The organism is Streptomyces sp. CLV115, assembly GCF_038448545.1.
Taxonomy (GTDB): domain Bacteria; phylum Actinomycetota; class Actinomycetes; order Streptomycetales; family Streptomycetaceae; genus Streptomyces; species Streptomyces sanglieri.
The window spans coordinates 34449-50840 of sequence record NZ_JBCEWQ010000013.1 but is presented as its reverse complement, the minus strand read 5'-3'; the positions used below and the strand labels follow the sequence as shown (position 1 = coordinate 50840).

Below are 16392 nucleotides of genomic sequence, written 5' to 3'. Positions count from 1 at the left end.
CGCTTTCGGGACCGACCCTCCGGGTTCTCGCACCGGACAGGCGAGAATAGGCGGCGACGCGCACCGAGGGGGAGATCGCCACGAACACCGACCCGGCCGGTCCTTGGTCCCTGGTCGTCCCGTTGAAGCCGCTGGCGCGGGCCAAGAGCAGGCTGACGCCCGCGACCGGGGCCGAACTGCGGCCCCGGCTCGCCCTCGCCTTCGCCCGGGACACCGTGGCCGCCGTCCTGTCCTGCCCGGCGGTGCTGGATGTGGTGGTAGTCACGGACGACCCGGAGGCCGGGGCGGCCCTCACGGCGGCCGGGGCCCGGATCGTCCCCGACGCACCGGGCCGCGGGCTCAACGCCGCGCTGGCACACGGTGAGCGGGCGGCGCGGGCCGGGCGGCCCCGGGCCGCGGTCGCCGCACTCAACGCGGATCTGCCCGCGCTGCGCCCCGCGGAATTGGCCCGGGTACTCGATTATTCCGCCGAATTCCCCCGCGCATTTGTGACCGATGCGGCAGGAATCGGTACAACATTTCTGTCGGCCCGGCCGGGGGTGGAATTGCGCCCGGCTTTCGGCGGGCCTTCCCGGGCCCGGCACCTGGAGTCCGGTGCGGTGGAAATCGATCTGACCGGCATCGATTCGGTCCGCCAGGACGTGGACACCGGCGACGATCTGCGGGCGGCGCTGGCCCTGGGCGTCGGCGCGCACACGGCGGCGCGCTGGGCCGCCGGAGCCCCGGGCGCCGAGCCCGCGACGAGCCCCTGAGAGCCGCCCCGACCGATAGGCTGCCTTCCATGCAGGCGACCTCGTACACCTACGACCCCGAGACCCGCACCGGCAGCGTGCTGCTCGACGACGGCACCCCGGTGGAATTCGACGCCCGGGCCTTCGACGCGGGCGGTCTGCGGCTGCTGCGCCCGGGGCAGCGGGTGCGGATCGAGGGCAGCGGCGAGGGTGCCGGGCTGCGGATCACCCTGGTGACCCTCCAGACCTTCTGAGGTCCGCGAACCTTCCGGGGACCGCGCGCAGAGCGCCCACAACAGCCCGCGGGCCGGGCTCCCCGAGGGGAGCCCGGCCCGGCGCGTGTGAGTAGCCCTGTGCTGCTCGGTCTCACTTCTTCCGTGCGGTGGCCTTCTTCGCCGTGGTCTTGCGCGCCGTGGTCTTCTTGGCGGGCGCCTTCTTCGCCGTGGCCTTCTTCGCGGGCGCGGTCTTGCTGGCGGTGGCCTTCTTGGTGGCCGTCGCCTTCTTCGCCGCCGCCGCGGTGGTCTTCTTCGCGGCCGTCGTGGTCTTCTTGGCCGCCGCGGTGGTCTTCTTCGCGGTGGTCTTCTTGGCCGCGGTGGTCTTCGCCGCCGTGGTCTTCTTGGCGGTGGTCTTCTTCGCCGTGGCCTTCTTCGCGGCGGCCTTCTTGGCGGCGGCCTTGGTCGTCGTACGGGTGGAAGGACCGCCCGAGAGGCTGCCCTTGGGCGCCTTCTTCACGGACACTTCGCCGCCCTTGGGGAGCTTCTTCGAGCCGCTCACCAGGTCCTTGAAGCCCTGTCCCGCACGGAAACGGGGAACCGAGGTCTTCTTGACCCGCACGCGCTCACCCGTCTGCGGGTTGCGGGCGTAGCGGGCCGGGCGGTCGACCTTCTCGAACGAGCCGAAGCCGGTGACCGAGACCCGGTCCCCTGCGACAACCGCACGGACGATCGCGTCGAGTACCGCGTCGACGGCGTCGGCGGCCTGCTGGCGGCCTCCGACCTTGTCGGCAATCGCTTCTACGAGCTGCGCCTTGTTCACGTCTTCCCCTTCGGAGACATTGCCAGAACGAAAGTGTTCAAGCGTTTTCGCACGTTAGGCAGATATATACCGCAAATCAAACACGAAACGGGCTAATCACCCTAGTGCCGCAACGAAGTCGACCGCTGCGCAGTTCCGCAGAGTCAGTCACCTTCGGGGAATCGGCCCTCATCGAGGTCCTTCATCAACCGGTCCAGACGCCTTGCCGCATCCGGGAGATCGTGCTTAGCCGCGGCCGTGATGACCAACAGCTTCCGGGACAGCGCCATCCTTACGCCCTCCGGGACTTGCAGTGCGCGCACTCTTGTGTGCGCTTCCTTCAATCGGTCGGCGACTTGGCCGTAAAGCTTGAGTTGGCTGTCGCGTTCCATGCACCGATTGTGCCATCTGGGGCGAGTTGTCGCCCGACGGGGTCTCAACAAGCGACTGCGCCCCCTACCAGATGGCAGGGGGCGCAGTCCTGGAAACGCGCTGCTCAGGCGTTAATTGTACGCGGCTTGAAGGCCGGCCTGGCCGCCTCATAAGTCGCGATGTCCGCTTCGTTCTGAAGGGTGAGACTGATGTCGTCCAGCCCGTTGAGCAGTCGCCAACGGGCGTTCTCGTCGAGCTCGAAGTCGGCCGTCAGCCCGGATCCGCCGGGGCCCCCGGCGCGGACCTGGCGCGCCTCCAGGTCGACGGTGATCTCGGCGGTGGGGTCGGCCTCGGTCAGCTCCCAGAGCGCGTCGACGACCTTCTGGTCGAGCACGACGGTCAACAGCCCGTTCTTCAGCGAGTTGCCGCGGAAGATGTCGGCGAACCGGGAGGAGACGACGGCCTTGAAGCCGTAGTTCTGCAGAGCCCACACGGCGTGTTCGCGGGACGAGCCGGTGCCGAAGTCGGGGCCGGCCACCAGGACCGTGGCGCCCTTGCGCTCCGGACGGTTGAGAACGAAGTTCTCGTCCTTGCGCCAGGCCTCGAAGAGCCCGTCCTCGAAGCCGTCCCGGGTGACCTTCTTCAGCCAGTGGGCGGGGATGATCTGGTCGGTGTCCACGTTGCTGCGGCGCAGCGGGACGGCCCGGCCGGTGTGTGCGGTGAAAGCTTCCATGGTTCTCAGACTCCGGCGGGCGTACGGACGTCGGACAGGTCGGCGGGCGAGGCCAGGTGGCCCAGCACGGCGGTGGCGGCGGCGACCTGCGGGGAGACCAGGTGGGTACGGCCGCCCTTGCCCTGCCGGCCCTCGAAGTTGCGGTTCGAGGTGGAGGCGGAGCGCTCGCCGGGGGCCAGCTGGTCGGGGTTCATGCCGAGGCACATCGAGCAGCCGGCGTGCCGCCATTCGGCGCCCGCGGCGGTGAAGACCTTGTCCAGGCCCTCCGCGACGGCCTCCAGGGCGACCCGGACGGAGCCCGGGACGACCAGCATCCGTACGCCGCTCGCGACTTTGCGGCCGTCCAGGATCGCGGCCGCGTTGCGCAGGTCCTCGATCCGGCCGTTGGTGCAGGAACCTACGAAGACGGTGTCCACGTTGATCTCGCGCAGCGGCTGCCCGGCGGTCAACCCCATGTATTCCAGGGCCTTTTCGGCGGCGTTGCGCTCCGAGGCGTCCTCGTACGAAGCAGGGTCGGGGACGTTGGCCGACAGGGGCGCGCCCTGGCCGGGGTTGGTGCCCCAGGTGACGAACGGGGCCAGTTCGGCCGCGTCGATGACGACCTCGGCGTCGAAGACCGCGTCGTCGTCGGTGCGCAGCGTCTTCCAGTACGCGACGGCGGCGTCCCAGTCCTCGCCCTGCGGGGCGTGGTCGCGGCCCTTCAGGTACTCGAAGGTGGTCTCGTCCGGGGCGATCATGCCCGCGCGGGCGCCCGCCTCGATCGACATGTTGCAGATGGTCATCCGGGCTTCCATCGAGAGCTTCTCGATGGCGGAGCCGCGGTACTCCAGGATGTAGCCCTGGCCGCCGCCGGTGCCGATCCGGGCGATGATCGCGAGGATCAGGTCCTTGGCCGTGACGCCGTCGGGCAGTTCGCCGTCGATGGTGATGGCCATGGTCTTCGGGCGGGCCAGCGGCAGCGTCTGGGTGGCCAGGACGTGCTCGACCTGGCTGGTACCGATGCCGAACGCCAGCGCGCCGAAGGCACCGTGCGTGGAGGTGTGGGAGTCGCCGCAGACGACCGTGGTGCCCGGCTGGGTCAGCCCCAGCTGCGGGCCGACCACGTGCACGACGCCCTGCTCGACGTCGCCCAGGGGGTGCAGTCGTACGCCGAACTCCGCGCAGTTCTTGCGCAGGGTCTCCAACTGGGCACGGGAGACCGGGTCGGCGATCGGCTTGTCGATGTCGAGGGTCGGGGTGTTGTGATCCTCGGTGGCGATGGTGAGATCGAGGCGCCGCACCCGGCGGCCGGCCTGCCGGAGGCCGTCGAAGGCCTGGGGGCTGGTCACCTCGTGCAGCAGGTGCAGATCGATGAAGAGGAGGTCGGGCTCACCTTCGGCGCGCCGGACGACGTGGTCGTCCCAGACCTTCTCCGCGAGTGTCCTACCCATCGCTTTCCCTCCGGCCGGCGTCTTCGCCGGCCCAACTAGAGATTCGGTGCGCCGCCGTCCGGACCCCCGTGCGGGGCGGTGGCTACGGGCCGTTGTGTGGCCGCCCGTACAGGTTCGCAACTTCCGCCGAATATTGAACTTGCGTTTCACAGAGTGAGACGGGAGTATCGTCGTATGGACAACTCTAGCGGCGTCGGCGTTCTCGACAAGGCGGCTCTGGTATTGAGCGCCCTGGAGTCCGGTCCGGCCACCCTCGCCGGGCTGGTCGCGGCGACCGGGCTCGCACGACCCACGGCCCATCGACTGGCCGTGGCACTGGAACACCACCGCATGGTGGCGAGGGACATGCAGGGCCGTTTCATTCTCGGCCCCCGGCTGGCGGAGCTCGCGGCCGCGGCGGGCGAGGACCGCCTGCTGGCCACGGCGGGACCGGTGCTCACCCACCTCCGGGACATCACCGGCGAGAGCGCGCAGCTCTACCGCAGGCAGGGCGACATGCGGATCTGCGTGGCGGCGGCGGAGCGGCTGTCCGGTCTGCGGGACACCGTGCCGGTCGGCTCCACGCTCACCATGAAGGCCGGCTCGTCGGCCCAGATCCTGATGGCCTGGGAGGAGCCGGAGCGCCTGCACCGCGGCCTCCAGGGCGCCCGCTTCACGGCGACGGCGCTCTCCGGCGTGCGGCGCAGGGGCTGGGCCCAGTCGATCGGCGAGCGCGAGCCGGGGGTGGCCTCGGTCTCGGCGCCGGTGCGCGGCCCGTCGAACCGGGTGGTCGCCGCCGTCTCGGTCTCCGGACCGATCGAGCGGCTGACCAGGCACCCGGGCCGGATGCACGCCCAGGCGGTCATCGACTCGGCGGCGAGGCTCAGCGAGGCCCTGCGCCGCACCGGCTGACCCGCCCGGCACCCCTCCCCGGCCGCCCCAGCGTCGTGGCGGCCCCCTTCCAGCGCCTCACTTCGCGGACGAGCGGTGCGCGAGCCGGTCCGCCGCGCGGCGCCCCCGTTCCTCGATCGGCAGTACGCCGGTCGCCCCGGCCAGTCCGTAGGCCGGCATGTCGGCGTAGATCGATTCGTATCCGCCCTCGGGAACCACGTAGGTCTCGTGCCACAGCCCCACGTGCTGCCGGGACTTCCTCTCCTTCCGGTTCATGATCGCCCAGGCCTTCCGGTGGAACATGTCGGGAGCGCTCGCGTACGCGTAGAGCTTCTCCTTCGACTCCCAGTACTGGACGACGTAGTACGTCCGCGGCGAGCCGGTCAGCAGCGTCCAGCCCAGCAGGCCGCGCTCCTTGTCCCTGGCCAACTCCCGCAGCATGCGCGGCATCGCGGCGAGGACCGGCAGCCAGTGGTGCACGCCCCGGAAGTGGTTGATGCGCATCCCGATCAGCAGCACGACCACCTCCCCCTCTGCCGCGGCGGTGGTCCGTCCCGGTATCGGCTTCGTGAACATGACTGCCCCTTCATCGTTGGAGAGTGCCACTATCCAATGATTGGATAGTGGCACTGCCCAAGAGGAGGCGCAAGGGAAGGCACGGAACATGCGACTCTCGGAACTGAGCGAGCAGAGCGGCGTGAAGACCGCGACGATCAAGTACTACCTGCGCGAGGGGCTGCTGCACCCCGGCCGCCGGGTCACCGCCACACAGGCCGAGTACGACGAGAGCCATCTGCGCCGGCTGCGCCTGGTGCGGGCCCTGATCCAGGTGGGCCGCCTTCCCGTGGCGACGGCTCGCGAGGTCCTCTCACACATCGACGACGAGTCCCTGGGCCGGACGATCCGGCTGGGCGCGGCACTGTGGGCGCTCCCGCACGGTCCGGACCCCGACGAGGAGGCGCCGGAGACGGCCGAGGCCCGCGAGGCCGTCGAGCGGCTCCTGGACCGGATCGGCTGGGCGACGTCGCAGGAGATCGGCGCCCTCTCCCCCGCGCATCGCTCACTGGTGTCGTCGGTGGCGACACTGATCCGCCTCGGCTACCCCTGTGACGTCGATTACCTGGCCGATCAGGCCCGGCTGATGCACCAAGTCGCCGTCCAGGACCTGGACATGATGGAGACGCACCCCACGGAGTCGGAGCAGGTGGAGATCGCGGTCGCGTCGGCCGTGCTCTACGAGCCGCTGCTGATGTCCCTGCGGCGGATGGCCCAGGAGGAGGAGTCGGCCCGCCGCTACGGTCTCTGAACGGGTCCGCGGCCCGAACGGGCCGCAGGGGCAACGGCGAAGGCCCTCCACCGGGGTGAAGGGCCTTTGTCCGTCCTGCTGTTGTACCCCCGACCGGATTCGAACCGGCGCTACTGCCGTGAGAGGGCAGCGTGCTAGGCCGCTACACAACGGGGGCTTGTTTACTGCTGATTACTGCTGTTGCATTTCTGCGCTGGGCTACCAGGACTCGAACCTAGAATGACGGTACCAGAAACCGTAGTGTTGCCAATTACACCATAGCCCATGGTGTTACAAGTACCCCCGACCGGATTCGAACCGGCGCTACTGCCGTGAGAGGGCAGCGTGCTAGGCCGCTACACAACGGGGGCCCTAGCGATCCTGCATCGAGAGCGTGGGTGCGACCCAGATGATCTCGCGGGAAGGATCTGTACCCCCGACCGGATTCGAACCGGCGCTACTGCCGTGAGAGGGCAGCGTGCTAGGCCGCTACACAACGGGGGCTTGTTACTACTGATTACTGCTGTTGCATTTCTGCGCTGGGCTACCAGGACTCGAACCTAGAATGACGGTACCAGAAACCGTAGTGTTGCCAATTACACCATAGCCCACCAAAACTCAACCCCTGTGAGGGGTCTTGTTCGGCTTGCGCTTCCCGTTCGGTTCTTTCGTTCCGCTCGGGCGGCGCAGGAAGAACATTACCCGAAGGTGTCCGGCGCTCCAAAACGGGTATTGCCCGCCAGCAGTCCGGGCAGCTCGTCGAGCCCGCTGATACGGATCAGCTCGGGCCGTCCACCGCGCCCGCCCCGGTCCAGCCAGATCCCCATCAGCCCGGCGGCAACCGCCCCACCGGCGTCGATGTCCGGCTCGTTCCCCACGTACGCGACCTCCCGGGGCTCCAGCGCCAGTGCCTCGCAGCCCGCGTGGAAGGCGCCGGCCTCGGGCTTGGAGATGCCCAGCTCCACGGCGCACACCATGGCCTCGAACCGGTCCCGCACTCCGAGTCTGCGCAGCTTCCGGTCCTGGTTCTGGATACTGGCGTTCGACAGCACCGCGTGCCGGAACCCGTCCGCCAGCAGGTCCAGCACCGGCAGCACATCGGGGAAGAGCTCCCAGGCGGCCTCGTAATGGGCGATGTGCCGGGCGAACCAGTCGTCGGCCTCGGCGTCGCCCAGCGGCCGCGAGAGGAACTCCCTGACCCGGTCCCGGCGCTGCCCCTGGAAGTCGGCCTCCCCGGCGGCGAACCGCGCCCAGTGCGTGTCGGTGAGCTCCCGCCACGCGACGAGGGCCTGCTCGACGTTCTCGTATCCGTCGGGCAGGCCCTCGTGTTCGAGGTGCTTGTGCATGCCGATGCGGTCGGCGGTGGTGTAGTCGAAGATCGTGTCGTCGATGTCCCAGAGGACCGCGCGGATCGTCATACGGACCAGCGTAGGTTCCTGCGCGGTGGCCGTGAACGGCGCGGAGGGGGCGGCCTCCGGACGAACCGGCGGCCGCCCCCTCCGGGCGCGTGGTGCGGGTGCTACGCGGCCAGCCTGGCCAGCGCCGCGTCCACCCGGGCCAGGGTCTTCTCGCGGCCCAGGATCTCCAGGGACTCGAAGAGCGGCAGGCCGATGGTGCGGCCGGTGACCGCCACGCGGACCGGGGCCTGGGCCTTGCCGAGCTTCAGGCCGTGTTCCTCGCCCGCGGCGAGGATGGCGTTCTTCAGGGCGTCGGCGTTCCACTCGGCCTCGGCCAGCTTGGCGCGGGCCGTGGTGAGCAGGGCGTCGGAGCCCTCCTTCATCGCCTTGTTCCAGGACGCCTCGTCGGTCGCCGGCTCGTCCAGGAAGAGGAAGTCGACGTTGGCCGTGATGTCCGAGAGGACCGTGACGCGGGTCTGGGCGTGCGGGGCGATCTCGGCGAACTGCGCCGCGTCGAAGGACTCCGGGGCCCAGGGGGCGAACGGGGCCTTCAGCCAGGGGCCGCACGCCTCGGTGAACGCCTTCACGTCCATCTTGCGGATGTGCTCGGCGTTGATGTGCTCGCACTTCTTCAGGTCGAAGCGCGCCGGGTTGGCGTTGACGTCGGCGATGTCGAACGCGGCCACCATCTCGTCGATGGAGAAGATGTCGCGGTCCTCGGCGATGGACCAGCCCAGCAGGGAGAGGTAGTTGAGCAGCCCCTCGGGCAGGAAGCCGCGCTCGCGGTAGAGGTTGAGCGAGGCCTGCGGGTCGCGCTTGGAGAGCTTCTTGTTGCCCTCTCCCATGACGTACGGCAGGTGACCGAAGGCCGGGGTGTCCTTGGCGATGCCCAGCTCGATGAGCGCCTTGTACAGGGCGAGCTGGCGCGGGGTCGAGGAGAGCAGGTCCTCGCCGCGCAGGACGTGGGTGATCTCCATCAGCGCGTCGTCGACCGGGTTGACCAGCGTGTAGAGCGGCGCGCCGTTGGCGCGGACGATGCCGTAGTCCGGCACGTTCTCCGGCTGGAAGGTCAGCTCGCCGCGGACCAGGTCGTTGAAGGTGAGCGCCTCGTCGGGCATCCGGAAGCGGACGATGGAGGTCCGGCCCTCGGCCTCGTACGCGGCGATCTGCTCGGCGCTCAGCTCGCGGCAGTGGCCGTCGTAGCCGGACGGCCGGCCGGCGGCGCGGGCGGCGTCGCGGCGGGCGTCGAGCTCCTCGGTGGTGCAGTAGCAGTGGTAGGCGTATCCGCCCGCCAGGAGCTTCTCGGCGACGTCCCGGTAGATGTCCATGCGCTGCGACTGGCGGTACGGGGCGTGCGGGCCGCCGACCTCGGGGCCCTCGTCCCAGTCGAAGCCGAGCCAGCGCATCGAGTCCAGGAGCTGGTTGTAGGAGTCCTCGGAGTCGCGGGCCGCGTCGGTGTCCTCGATGCGGAAGACCAGGGTGCCGCCGTGGTGCCGGGCGAAGGCCCAGTTGAACAGGGCGGTGCGGACCAGGCCCACATGGGGGTTGCCGGTCGGGGAGGGACAGAAACGTACGCGGACTGGTGCGTTAACCACGCTTGATCACCTTGTTGGTGAGAGTGCCGATGCCTTCGATGGTGACGGCGACCTCGTCGCCGACATGGAGGGGTCCGACCCCTGCGGGAGTGCCGGTGAGGATCACATCGCCCGGGAGCAGCGTCATGGCTTCCGTGATGTGGACGACCAGATCCTCGATCGAGCGGATCATGTCGCTCGTACGGCCGAGTTGCCGTTGCTCTCCGTTGACCGTCGCCTGAATGGTGAGGTCGTGGGGGTCGAGGTCGGTCTCCACCCAGGGGCCGAGCGGGCAGGACGTGTCGAAGCCCTTGGCCCGGGCCCACTGCTTCTCGCGCTTCTGGGCGTCGCGGGCGGTGACGTCATTGGCACAGGTGTAGCCGAAGATGACGTCCTTCACGCGCTCGCGCGGAACTTCCCGGCACATGCGGCCGATGACCACGGCCAGCTCGGCCTCGTGGTGGAGTTCGTTGGAGAAGGAGGGGTACTCGATGGCGTCGCCGGAGCCGATCACCGAGGTGGTGGGCTTGAAGAAGGCGACGGGGACGTCCGGTACCTCGTTGCCCAGCTCCTTGGCGTGCTCCGCGTAGTTGCGGCCGATGGCCACGACCTTGTTGGGGAGCACGGGGGGCAGGAGGCGGACCTTGCTCAGCGGGACCTTGGTGCCGGAGAGCTCGAACTCGGCGTACGGGATGCCCTTGATGATGTCGAGGACGAGACCATCGGGCCCCTCGCCCTCGACGGCGCCGAAGGCGACATTGCCGTCGATGGAGAACCTGGCGATGCGCACGGGATGCTGTCGCCCCTCACTTGCTGGCTGAAGACTGACGCTCCAGGCTAACGCGTCGCCCGTCGGGAACTGCCCGATCACCGGGCGGCGCGGGCCCGACGAGCTCCGAGGGGGACGGCGTCCGGGCTACTCCGCGGCGACGGCGGCGACCGGGGCTTCCATCAGGATGGTGCGCCGGGGGTTGGCCGTCTGGGTGGGCAGGTCCACGGCGTGCTCCGGCTGCTCCGGCGTCCGCGGTCCGTCGGCGTCCTTGAGGTGCGCCAGCGTGGTGCGCCGGGGGTTGGCAATGTTGCGGAACATCATCGTCGTCTTCATCTGCCGATCGGACCCTGTCGGTTCGGGCGCCGCCCGAAGGGGCGCCGGTTGTCGGATTTGCCATCCCTGTAAAGCGTCAGGCTAAACATCCAATTCCCTCCGGAAGCCCGGAAGAGACGACGATCATCATGTGAGTTTCCTCACGACCGGGCAGACAATTCCCTCATTCCGGGCGGTCGATCATGTCGACAGAAACGGACATTACGTAACTGAATCAGCCATTCCGCTCCTGATCATGTCGACTGGGACACCCTTCACGCTTCACTGATTCGCCCGTAATCATCCGTTTTATCCATGATCACGCTCCACGGCTTGTTACTCAATCATCACAACGCGTCACCCATGTCACGGCCCGGCGTTGGGCCCTTGTTGGAGATCCGGCACTGTGCTGGAATTCCACGCACCGCCGCGGGTTTCAAGCCGGCGCGCAGGGGGCGCAACGGAGCGCCGAGTGGCGGCGGGAAGGGGAAGGACGCCGGTCACTCACGACCACCATGGGGCGGGTACAACGCTCCACGACGCCGACACCGTCCTACCGCCCAGCGGGAGGACGCCTGGTCCAGAGGTTGCGACGCTAGTGCAGGGACGTTTCAAGAGGGATGGCAGCGCTGCGGCGGAGCAGGAGCCGCACGGCGGGACCGACCGCGGCTCCTCGGCCCAGCACGCCCAGAACCCCGGGCCTGCCGCGGCCGGTGACAGTGGCGACCGCGCCCAGCGCCCCGGTGCAGCGGCGGGCGGCGACACGGATCCGAGCACGTCGGCCAAGTCCCGGGGGTCCGTCAGCACCGGCTCCCGAGTCGCTCTTCGCAACTGGCGCATCAGCACCCGTCTGGTCTCCCTGCTCGCCCTCCCCGTGGTCGCCGCGACCACGCTGGGTGGTCTGCGGATCAACGAGTCCATGAACGACATCCAGCAGCTGGACCACATGCAGCTGCTGACCCGGATGACCAAGCAGGCGACGTCGCTGGCGCAGGCGCTCCAGGAGGAGCGCGACCGTTCGGCCGGTCCGCTGGCCAACGGGGTGAAGGCCGACGACTTCAAGGTCACCGAGCCCCGCAAGAAGACCGACCGGGCGAAGACGGCCTTCCTCGACGCGACCACCTCGATCAGCGACCCCACCGGCGACGAGGCCCTCGAAGGCATCTATTCGAGCGTCACCCAGATCGCGAGCCAGCTCGCCGACATCCGCAACATCCGCAAGACGGCGTACGCCGACGGCACCCCGAGCCTCCAGACCGTCGACCAGTACAGCCAGCTGATCACCTCGCTGCTGAGCCTCTCGCAGGACATGGCGCAGGCGACCAGCAACTCCGAGATGATCAAGCGGACCCGGGCGCTCGCGGCCTTCTCCTCCGCCAAGGAGTACGCCTCGGTCCAGCGGGCGATCATCGCCGCCGCGCTGCCCGGCGGCAACGACAAGCAGCCGCACCTCGACGAGAACGACAAGCAGTTCGGCCGCGCCGCGCTGCGCAAGGAGGCCTCGGCCCTCCGCTCCTTCAAGGCGGTGTACAAGGCGACCGGCAACAACGCCGAGGAGCTGACCGCCACGCTCGACGAGGGCAACCCGGAGATCAAGGCCGCCAACACCTACGCGAAGAAGGTGCTGGACAGCCCCTCGGGCATGACCGGCACCGCGCGCCGCTCCTACCTGGACTGGTACGACCAGAGCTCCACCAAGATCCAGGCCATGAAGACCATCGAGGAGACCCTCCTCAGCGACATGGAGGGCAAGGCCCGCGAGCTCCGCGACGAGTCGAAGCGCGAAGCGATCATCAGCGGTGCGCTCATCCTGCTGGTGCTCGGTGTCTCGCTGGTCGGCGCCTTCGTCGTCGCCCGGTCGATGATCCGCTCGCTGCGCCGCCTCCAGGACACCGCTACGCGCGTCGCGCAGGACCGTCTGCCCGAGCTCGTCAAGCAGCTCTCCGAGGCCGACCCGCAGGACGTGGACACCTCGGTCGAGTCGGTCGGTGTGCACTCCCGGGACGAGATCGGCAAGGTGGCCGCGGCCTTCGACGACGTGCACCGCGAGGCCGTCCGCCTCGCCGCCGAGCAGGCCCTTCTGCGGGGCAACGTCAACGCGATGTTCACCAACCTCTCGCGCCGCAGCCAGGGCCTCATCCAGCGTCAGCTCTCGCTCATCTCCGAACTGGAGTCGCGCGAGGCCGACCCGGACCAGCTCTCCTCGCTCTTCAAGCTCGACCACCTCGCGACCCGCATGCGCCGTAACGGCGAGAACCTCCTCGTCCTCGCGGGCGAGGAGCCGGGCCGCCGGTGGACCCGCCCCGTCCCGCTGGTCGACGTGCTGCGTGCCGCCGCCTCCGAGGTGGAGCAGTACGAGCGCATCGAGCTGGCGGCGGTGCCCGCCACCGAGGTCGCCGGCCGCGTGGTCAACGACCTCGTCCACCTGCTCGCCGAGCTGCTGGAGAACGCCACGTCGTTCTCCTCCCCGCAGACGAAGGTCCGGGTCACCGGCCACGCGCTGCCCGACGGGCGGGTGCTGGTCGAGATCCACGACACCGGCATCGGCCTCTCCCCCGAGGACCTCGCCGCGATCAACGAGCGGCTCGCCTCGCCGCCCACCGTGGACGTCTCGGTCTCCCGCCGCATGGGTCTGTTCGTGGTCGGCCGGCTGTCGCTGCGTCACGGCATCCGGATCCAGCTGCGGCCCTCCGACTCCGGTGGCACGACCGCGCTGGTCATGCTGCCCGTCGATGTCGCGCACGGCGGCAAGCAGCCGGTTCCCAAGCAGGCACCCGGACAGCAGTCCGGTGCCCCCGGCGGTCTGCTCGCCGGCAACGGCGCCCCGGGCACGGGCAACGGCTCCCGTCCCGGCCTCGGCGGCCCGTCCTCGGGCCCGGCCGGCCGGCTCGCCTCGGGTCCGAACGCCTCGCGCGGCCAGGTCGGTGCGGGCTCCGCGCCGCGCGCCGCGCTGCCCTCCCGCGACGGCGGCCCCCGCCACCAGGCGGCCCAGCAGAACCAGCAGGGACAGGGTCAGCAGAACGCCGGATTCCAGTCCGCCGGGCTGTCCGGCACCGGTCCGCAGGACACCTCCCGCCCGGAGCCGCAGCGTCACGGCGGCGGCCTCGCCGGCGCCTTCGGCAACGGCGCCCGCCTCGGTGCCCGCGGCCAGGGCGACGGACCGGGCCGTACGGACTCGGGCCGCCCCGACCTGTTCGGCCAGAACCGCCAGACCCCGGATCGCCAGGACCAGAACGGCCCGCAGGGCAACGGCCCCGCCCCGTGGCAGCAGCCCTCCCAGCAGCCGCAGCAGGCCCGGCAGAACCCGGTCGGCCAGGGCGGCTTCCAGCCGCCCGCCGGCCAGGACGGCCCCGGCCGTCAGCTGCCCCCGGTCGGCGGCCCGCGCGCCGAGCTGCCCGGCGGCAATCCGCAGCCGCAGCGTCCGCAGACCACCAGCTGGGGCACCGAGGAGCCGTCCGCGCCGCGGCAGACTCCGCTGGACGCCCCGCGCGGTCACGAGGACCCCGAGTCCACCGGCCAGTTCCAGCGGCCGATGAACCCGCCGCTCACGCCGCGGATGCCCATGGACGACCGGCAGGGCCCCGGCTCCACCGCCGAGTTCGCCCGCCCGGACTTCTCCGCCCCGGCCCCGCAGCCCTACGGCTCGCAGGACCGGTCCGGCCAGGACCCGGCGAGCACCGGGCAGTTCGCCCGCCCCGACTTCGGACAGCAGCAGCCCGCCCGGTCCCAGGACCAGGGTCTGCCGGCGCCGCGTCAGCGCGGCCGGGACGACGAGGACTTCGGAGCCCCGCGTCCCACCGCCGCGCCCGGCGGCGACGCGCAGTACCGCCCGGTCCTGCCCCCGCAGCCGCAGCCCGAGGCGCTGCCTCCGGCGGCCGGCCCCGGGGACGGTCGCACGCCGCTGTACGACACCCTGGAGACGAACTGGTTCCACGGCCCGCAGCCGGGCGGCCAGCAGCCGCCCGCCGAGCCGCAGGCACCCGCGCCCGTCCACCAGCAGCAGCCGGCCCAGGAGCCCTCCGCTCCCGCGGCGCCGCGCCGCACCGGGGACGACCCGGGCAGCACCACAAGTTCCTGGCGCCCCTCGCCGAACGACGAACTCGTACGGCAGGCGGAGCGGGTCAAGAAGCCCGCGGCAGGCGGAGTCACCACTTCCGGACTGCCGCGCCGAGTGCCTCGCGCCAACCTGGTGCCGGGCACCGCTCAGCAGCAGAACCACCAGTCCGGTCCGCAGGTGTCACGTGCCCCCGATGATGTACGCGGGCGGTTGACCAATCTCCGCCGGGGCATCCAGCAAGGGCGGCAGGCCAACAACGGCCAGTCGACCGGCAGTTTCCCACTCGGCCCCACTCACCAGCAGGAGCGTTAGTTGAGCCCGATGAGTCAGGCCGCACAGAATCTGAACTGGTTGATCACCAACTTCGTGGACAACACCCCCGGGGTGTCGCACACGGTGGTGGTCTCCGCCGACGGACTCCTGCTGGCCATGTCCGAAGGATTTCCCCGTGACCGCGCCGACCAGCTTGCGGCCGTCGCCTCCGGGCTGACCTCGCTGACCGCGGGCGCCTCCCGGATCTTCGAGGGCGGTGCCGTCAGCCAGACCGTGGTGGAGATGGAACGCGGGTTCCTCTTCCTGATGTCCATCTCGGACGGCTCCTCACTGGCCGTTCTCGCCCACCCGGACGCCGACATCGGCCTGGTCGGGTACGAGATGGCCCTGCTGGTCGACCGTGCGGGCAGTGTCCTCACCCCCGACCTCCGTGCCGAGCTCCAGGGCAGCCTGCTCCACTAGGCGGCCCCGGATCGATGACAGACTCGATTGCCCCAGGTAATGCCCTCATCCCTCGCCCGTCCGGCCGCTTAGAGCCCCCCACCGGCCCCTTCAGACGGCAAGCCGACGTACTGCTGTCACGCCCGGAGGATTCATGACCCCGCCACCCGCCTCACCCGATCCGTACGGCGCACTGCACCACGCGTCGTACGACGGTGAAGGCGACCAGCCACTGGTCCGCCCGTACGCCATGACCGGTGGCCGGACCCGGCCGCGCTACCAGCTCGCCATAGAGGCCCTGGTCTCCACCACGGCCGACCCCGCGCATCTGGGGACACTGCTCCCCGAGCACCAGCGGATCTGCCACCTCTGCCGCGAGGTCAAGTCGGTGGCGGAGGTCTCGGCGCTGCTGTCGATGCCGCTCGGTGTGGCCCGGATTCTCGTCGCGGACCTGGCGGAAGCCGGCATGGTGGCCATCCACCAGCCGGGCAATGGAGAGGCCGGCGGCGCGCCGGATGTGACACTGCTCGAAAGGGTGCTCAGTGGACTTCGCAAGCTCTAGCGGCGGTGCGGCCCGGGCCACCACCTCGGCGAAGATCGTGGTGGCCGGGGGCTTCGGCGTGGGCAAGACCACGTTCGTCGGTGCCGTCTCGGAGATCAACCCGTTGCGTACGGAGGCCGTGATGACGTCCGCGTCCGCGGGCATCGACGACCTCACGCACACCGGGGGCAAGACGACGACGACCGTCGCCATGGACTTCGGTCGTATCACCCTGGACCAGGACCTGATCCTGTACCTCTTCGGTACGCCCGGACAGGACCGCTTCTGGTTCATGTGGGACGACCTGGTCCGCGGCGCCATCGGCGCCGTCGTCCTCGTCGACACCCGCCGCCTCGCCGACTGCTTCCCCGCCGTCGACTACTTCGAGAACAGCGGCCTGCCGTTCGTCATCGCCCTCAACGGCTTCGACGGACACCAGCCCTACACCCCCGACGAGGTCCGCGAAGCCCTCCAGATCGGCCCGGACACGCCGATCATCACGACGGACGCGCGGCACCGCGCGGACGCCAAGAGCGGTCTGATCACGCTCGTGGAGCACGCCCTCATGGCCCGGCTCAAGTAAGCACAAG

17 protein-coding genes and 5 tRNA genes are annotated in these 16392 nt (G+C 70.0%); 8 read left to right on the top strand and 14 right to left on the bottom strand.

Annotation, left to right across the window (positions count from 1 at the left end; translation table 11 throughout):
- Positions 1 to 74: 74 nt before the first annotated feature.
- Positions 75 to 752, top strand: a complete 678-nt coding sequence (cofC, locus tag AADR41_RS07465; protein WP_342280613.1) for a 2-phospho-L-lactate guanylyltransferase — start codon at positions 75 to 77, stop codon at positions 750 to 752.
- 29 nt (positions 753 to 781) lie between these two features.
- Complete coding sequence (locus AADR41_RS07460) at positions 782 to 985, top strand: hypothetical protein (RefSeq protein WP_124716163.1); 204 nt, start codon at positions 782 to 784, stop codon at positions 983 to 985.
- 112 nt (positions 986 to 1097) lie between these two features.
- On the opposite strand, the gene AADR41_RS07455 is transcribed toward AADR41_RS07460, so the two are convergent.
- The 4 genes from AADR41_RS07455 to leuC form a co-directional block, all read right to left on the bottom strand.
- Positions 1098 to 1766, bottom strand: a complete 669-nt coding sequence (locus tag AADR41_RS07455; RefSeq protein ID WP_342280568.1) for an HU family DNA-binding protein — start codon at positions 1764 to 1766, stop codon at positions 1098 to 1100.
- 143 nt (positions 1767 to 1909) lie between these two features.
- The gene (locus tag AADR41_RS07450) at positions 1910 to 2137 is read right to left on the bottom strand and encodes a hypothetical protein (protein WP_072487271.1); all 228 of its coding nucleotides are present in this window, start codon (positions 2135 to 2137) and stop codon (positions 1910 to 1912) included.
- Between the two features lie 104 nt (positions 2138 to 2241).
- Positions 2242 to 2850 (bottom strand): 3-isopropylmalate dehydratase small subunit, encoded by a 609-nt coding sequence (gene leuD / locus AADR41_RS07445; protein ID WP_342280567.1) that lies wholly within the window; start codon positions 2848 to 2850, stop codon positions 2242 to 2244.
- A gap of 5 nt (positions 2851 to 2855) precedes the next feature.
- Entirely contained in the window at positions 2856 to 4280 is a 1425-nt protein-coding gene (gene leuC / locus AADR41_RS07440) for a 3-isopropylmalate dehydratase large subunit (protein ID WP_342280566.1), read from the bottom strand.
- A gap of 174 nt (positions 4281 to 4454) precedes the next feature.
- Here leuC and ndgR point away from each other — a divergent pair, with 174 nt between their 5' ends.
- Positions 4455 to 5171 carry an IclR family transcriptional regulator NdgR gene (gene ndgR, locus AADR41_RS07435; protein WP_014048551.1) on the top strand — a complete coding sequence of 239 codons (717 nt, stop codon included), beginning with the start codon at positions 4455 to 4457 and terminating at the stop codon, positions 5169 to 5171.
- Between the two features lie 57 nt (positions 5172 to 5228).
- On the opposite strand, the gene AADR41_RS07430 is transcribed toward ndgR, so the two are convergent.
- A complete protein-coding gene (locus AADR41_RS07430; RefSeq protein WP_342280565.1) occupies positions 5229 to 5726 on the bottom strand; it encodes a DUF4188 domain-containing protein in 498 nt (165 codons plus the stop codon).
- A gap of 88 nt (positions 5727 to 5814) precedes the next feature.
- On the opposite strand from AADR41_RS07430, the gene AADR41_RS07425 reads away from it, so the two are divergent.
- On the top strand, positions 5815 to 6456 hold the full coding sequence (locus tag AADR41_RS07425) for a MerR family transcriptional regulator (protein WP_342280564.1): 642 nt from the start codon (positions 5815 to 5817) through the stop codon (positions 6454 to 6456).
- An 84-nt stretch (positions 6457 to 6540) separates the two neighbouring features.
- Here the strand turns inward: AADR41_RS07425 and AADR41_RS07420 are convergent.
- The 9 genes from AADR41_RS07420 to AADR41_RS07380 form a co-directional block, all read right to left on the bottom strand.
- A tRNA-Glu gene (locus AADR41_RS07420) sits at positions 6541 to 6613 on the bottom strand.
- A 36-nt stretch (positions 6614 to 6649) separates the two neighbouring features.
- Positions 6650 to 6721 (bottom strand) — tRNA-Gln (locus AADR41_RS07415).
- A 12-nt stretch (positions 6722 to 6733) separates the two neighbouring features.
- A tRNA-Glu gene (locus tag AADR41_RS07410) sits at positions 6734 to 6806 on the bottom strand.
- Between the two features lie 60 nt (positions 6807 to 6866).
- A tRNA-Glu gene (locus AADR41_RS07405) sits at positions 6867 to 6939 on the bottom strand.
- A gap of 35 nt (positions 6940 to 6974) precedes the next feature.
- A tRNA-Gln gene (locus tag AADR41_RS07400) sits at positions 6975 to 7046 on the bottom strand.
- 87 nt (positions 7047 to 7133) lie between these two features.
- Positions 7134 to 7853, bottom strand: a complete 720-nt coding sequence (locus tag AADR41_RS07395; RefSeq protein WP_342280563.1) for an HAD family hydrolase — start codon at positions 7851 to 7853, stop codon at positions 7134 to 7136.
- Positions 7854 to 7954: 101 nt separating this feature from the next.
- Complete coding sequence (gene gltX / locus AADR41_RS07390) at positions 7955 to 9427, bottom strand: glutamate--tRNA ligase (protein WP_342280562.1); 1473 nt, start codon at positions 9425 to 9427, stop codon at positions 7955 to 7957.
- Complete coding sequence (locus AADR41_RS07385) at positions 9420 to 10196, bottom strand: fumarylacetoacetate hydrolase family protein (protein WP_124716171.1); 777 nt, start codon at positions 10194 to 10196, stop codon at positions 9420 to 9422. The genes gltX and AADR41_RS07385 overlap by 8 nt, the downstream gene beginning before the upstream one ends.
- 126 nt (positions 10197 to 10322) lie before the next feature.
- On the bottom strand, positions 10323 to 10511 hold the full coding sequence (locus AADR41_RS07380) for a hypothetical protein (protein WP_342280561.1): 189 nt from the start codon (positions 10509 to 10511) through the stop codon (positions 10323 to 10325).
- Between the two features lie 577 nt (positions 10512 to 11088).
- Between AADR41_RS07380 and AADR41_RS07375 the strand changes: the two genes are divergently transcribed.
- From AADR41_RS07375 to AADR41_RS07360, 4 genes are all read left to right on the top strand, one after another.
- Positions 11089 to 14859, top strand: coding sequence for a sensor histidine kinase (locus tag AADR41_RS07375; RefSeq protein WP_342280560.1), 3771 nt, complete (start codon positions 11089 to 11091; stop codon positions 14857 to 14859).
- A gap of 9 nt (positions 14860 to 14868) precedes the next feature.
- Entirely contained in the window at positions 14869 to 15282 is a 414-nt protein-coding gene (locus AADR41_RS07370; protein ID WP_259934900.1) for a roadblock/LC7 domain-containing protein, read from the top strand.
- Between the two features lie 133 nt (positions 15283 to 15415).
- The gene (locus AADR41_RS07365) at positions 15416 to 15823 is read left to right on the top strand and encodes a DUF742 domain-containing protein (protein WP_003966010.1); all 408 of its coding nucleotides are present in this window, start codon (positions 15416 to 15418) and stop codon (positions 15821 to 15823) included.
- Entirely contained in the window at positions 15804 to 16385 is a 582-nt protein-coding gene (locus tag AADR41_RS07360) for a GTP-binding protein (protein ID WP_072487286.1), read from the top strand. The genes AADR41_RS07365 and AADR41_RS07360 overlap by 20 nt, the downstream gene beginning before the upstream one ends.
- The last annotated feature ends 7 nt before the right edge of the window (positions 16386 to 16392 follow it).

Coding starts and splice junctions, on each gene's coding strand:
- AADR41_RS07395 (WP_342280563.1), bottom strand. CDS start 7,853: ATGACGATCCGCGCGGTCCTCTGGGACATCGACGACACGATCTTCGAC.
- AADR41_RS07460 (WP_124716163.1), top strand. CDS start 782: ATGCAGGCGACCTCGTACACCTACGACCCCGAGACCCGCACCGGCAGC.
- AADR41_RS07370 (WP_259934900.1), top strand. CDS start 14,869: ATGAGTCAGGCCGCACAGAATCTGAACTGGTTGATCACCAACTTCGTG.
- AADR41_RS07380 (WP_342280561.1), bottom strand. CDS start 10,511: ATGAAGACGACGATGATGTTCCGCAACATTGCCAACCCCCGGCGCACC.
- AADR41_RS07430 (WP_342280565.1), bottom strand. CDS start 5,726: ATGTTCACGAAGCCGATACCGGGACGGACCACCGCCGCGGCAGAGGGG.
- leuD (WP_342280567.1), bottom strand. CDS start 2,850: ATGGAAGCTTTCACCGCACACACCGGCCGGGCCGTCCCGCTGCGCCGC.
- leuC (WP_342280566.1), bottom strand. CDS start 4,280: ATGGGTAGGACACTCGCGGAGAAGGTCTGGGACGACCACGTCGTCCGG.
- AADR41_RS07450 (WP_072487271.1), bottom strand. CDS start 2,137: ATGGAACGCGACAGCCAACTCAAGCTTTACGGCCAAGTCGCCGACCGA.
- AADR41_RS07425 (WP_342280564.1), top strand. CDS start 5,815: ATGCGACTCTCGGAACTGAGCGAGCAGAGCGGCGTGAAGACCGCGACG.
- ndgR (WP_014048551.1), top strand. CDS start 4,455: ATGGACAACTCTAGCGGCGTCGGCGTTCTCGACAAGGCGGCTCTGGTA.
- AADR41_RS07365 (WP_003966010.1), top strand. CDS start 15,416: ATGACCCCGCCACCCGCCTCACCCGATCCGTACGGCGCACTGCACCAC.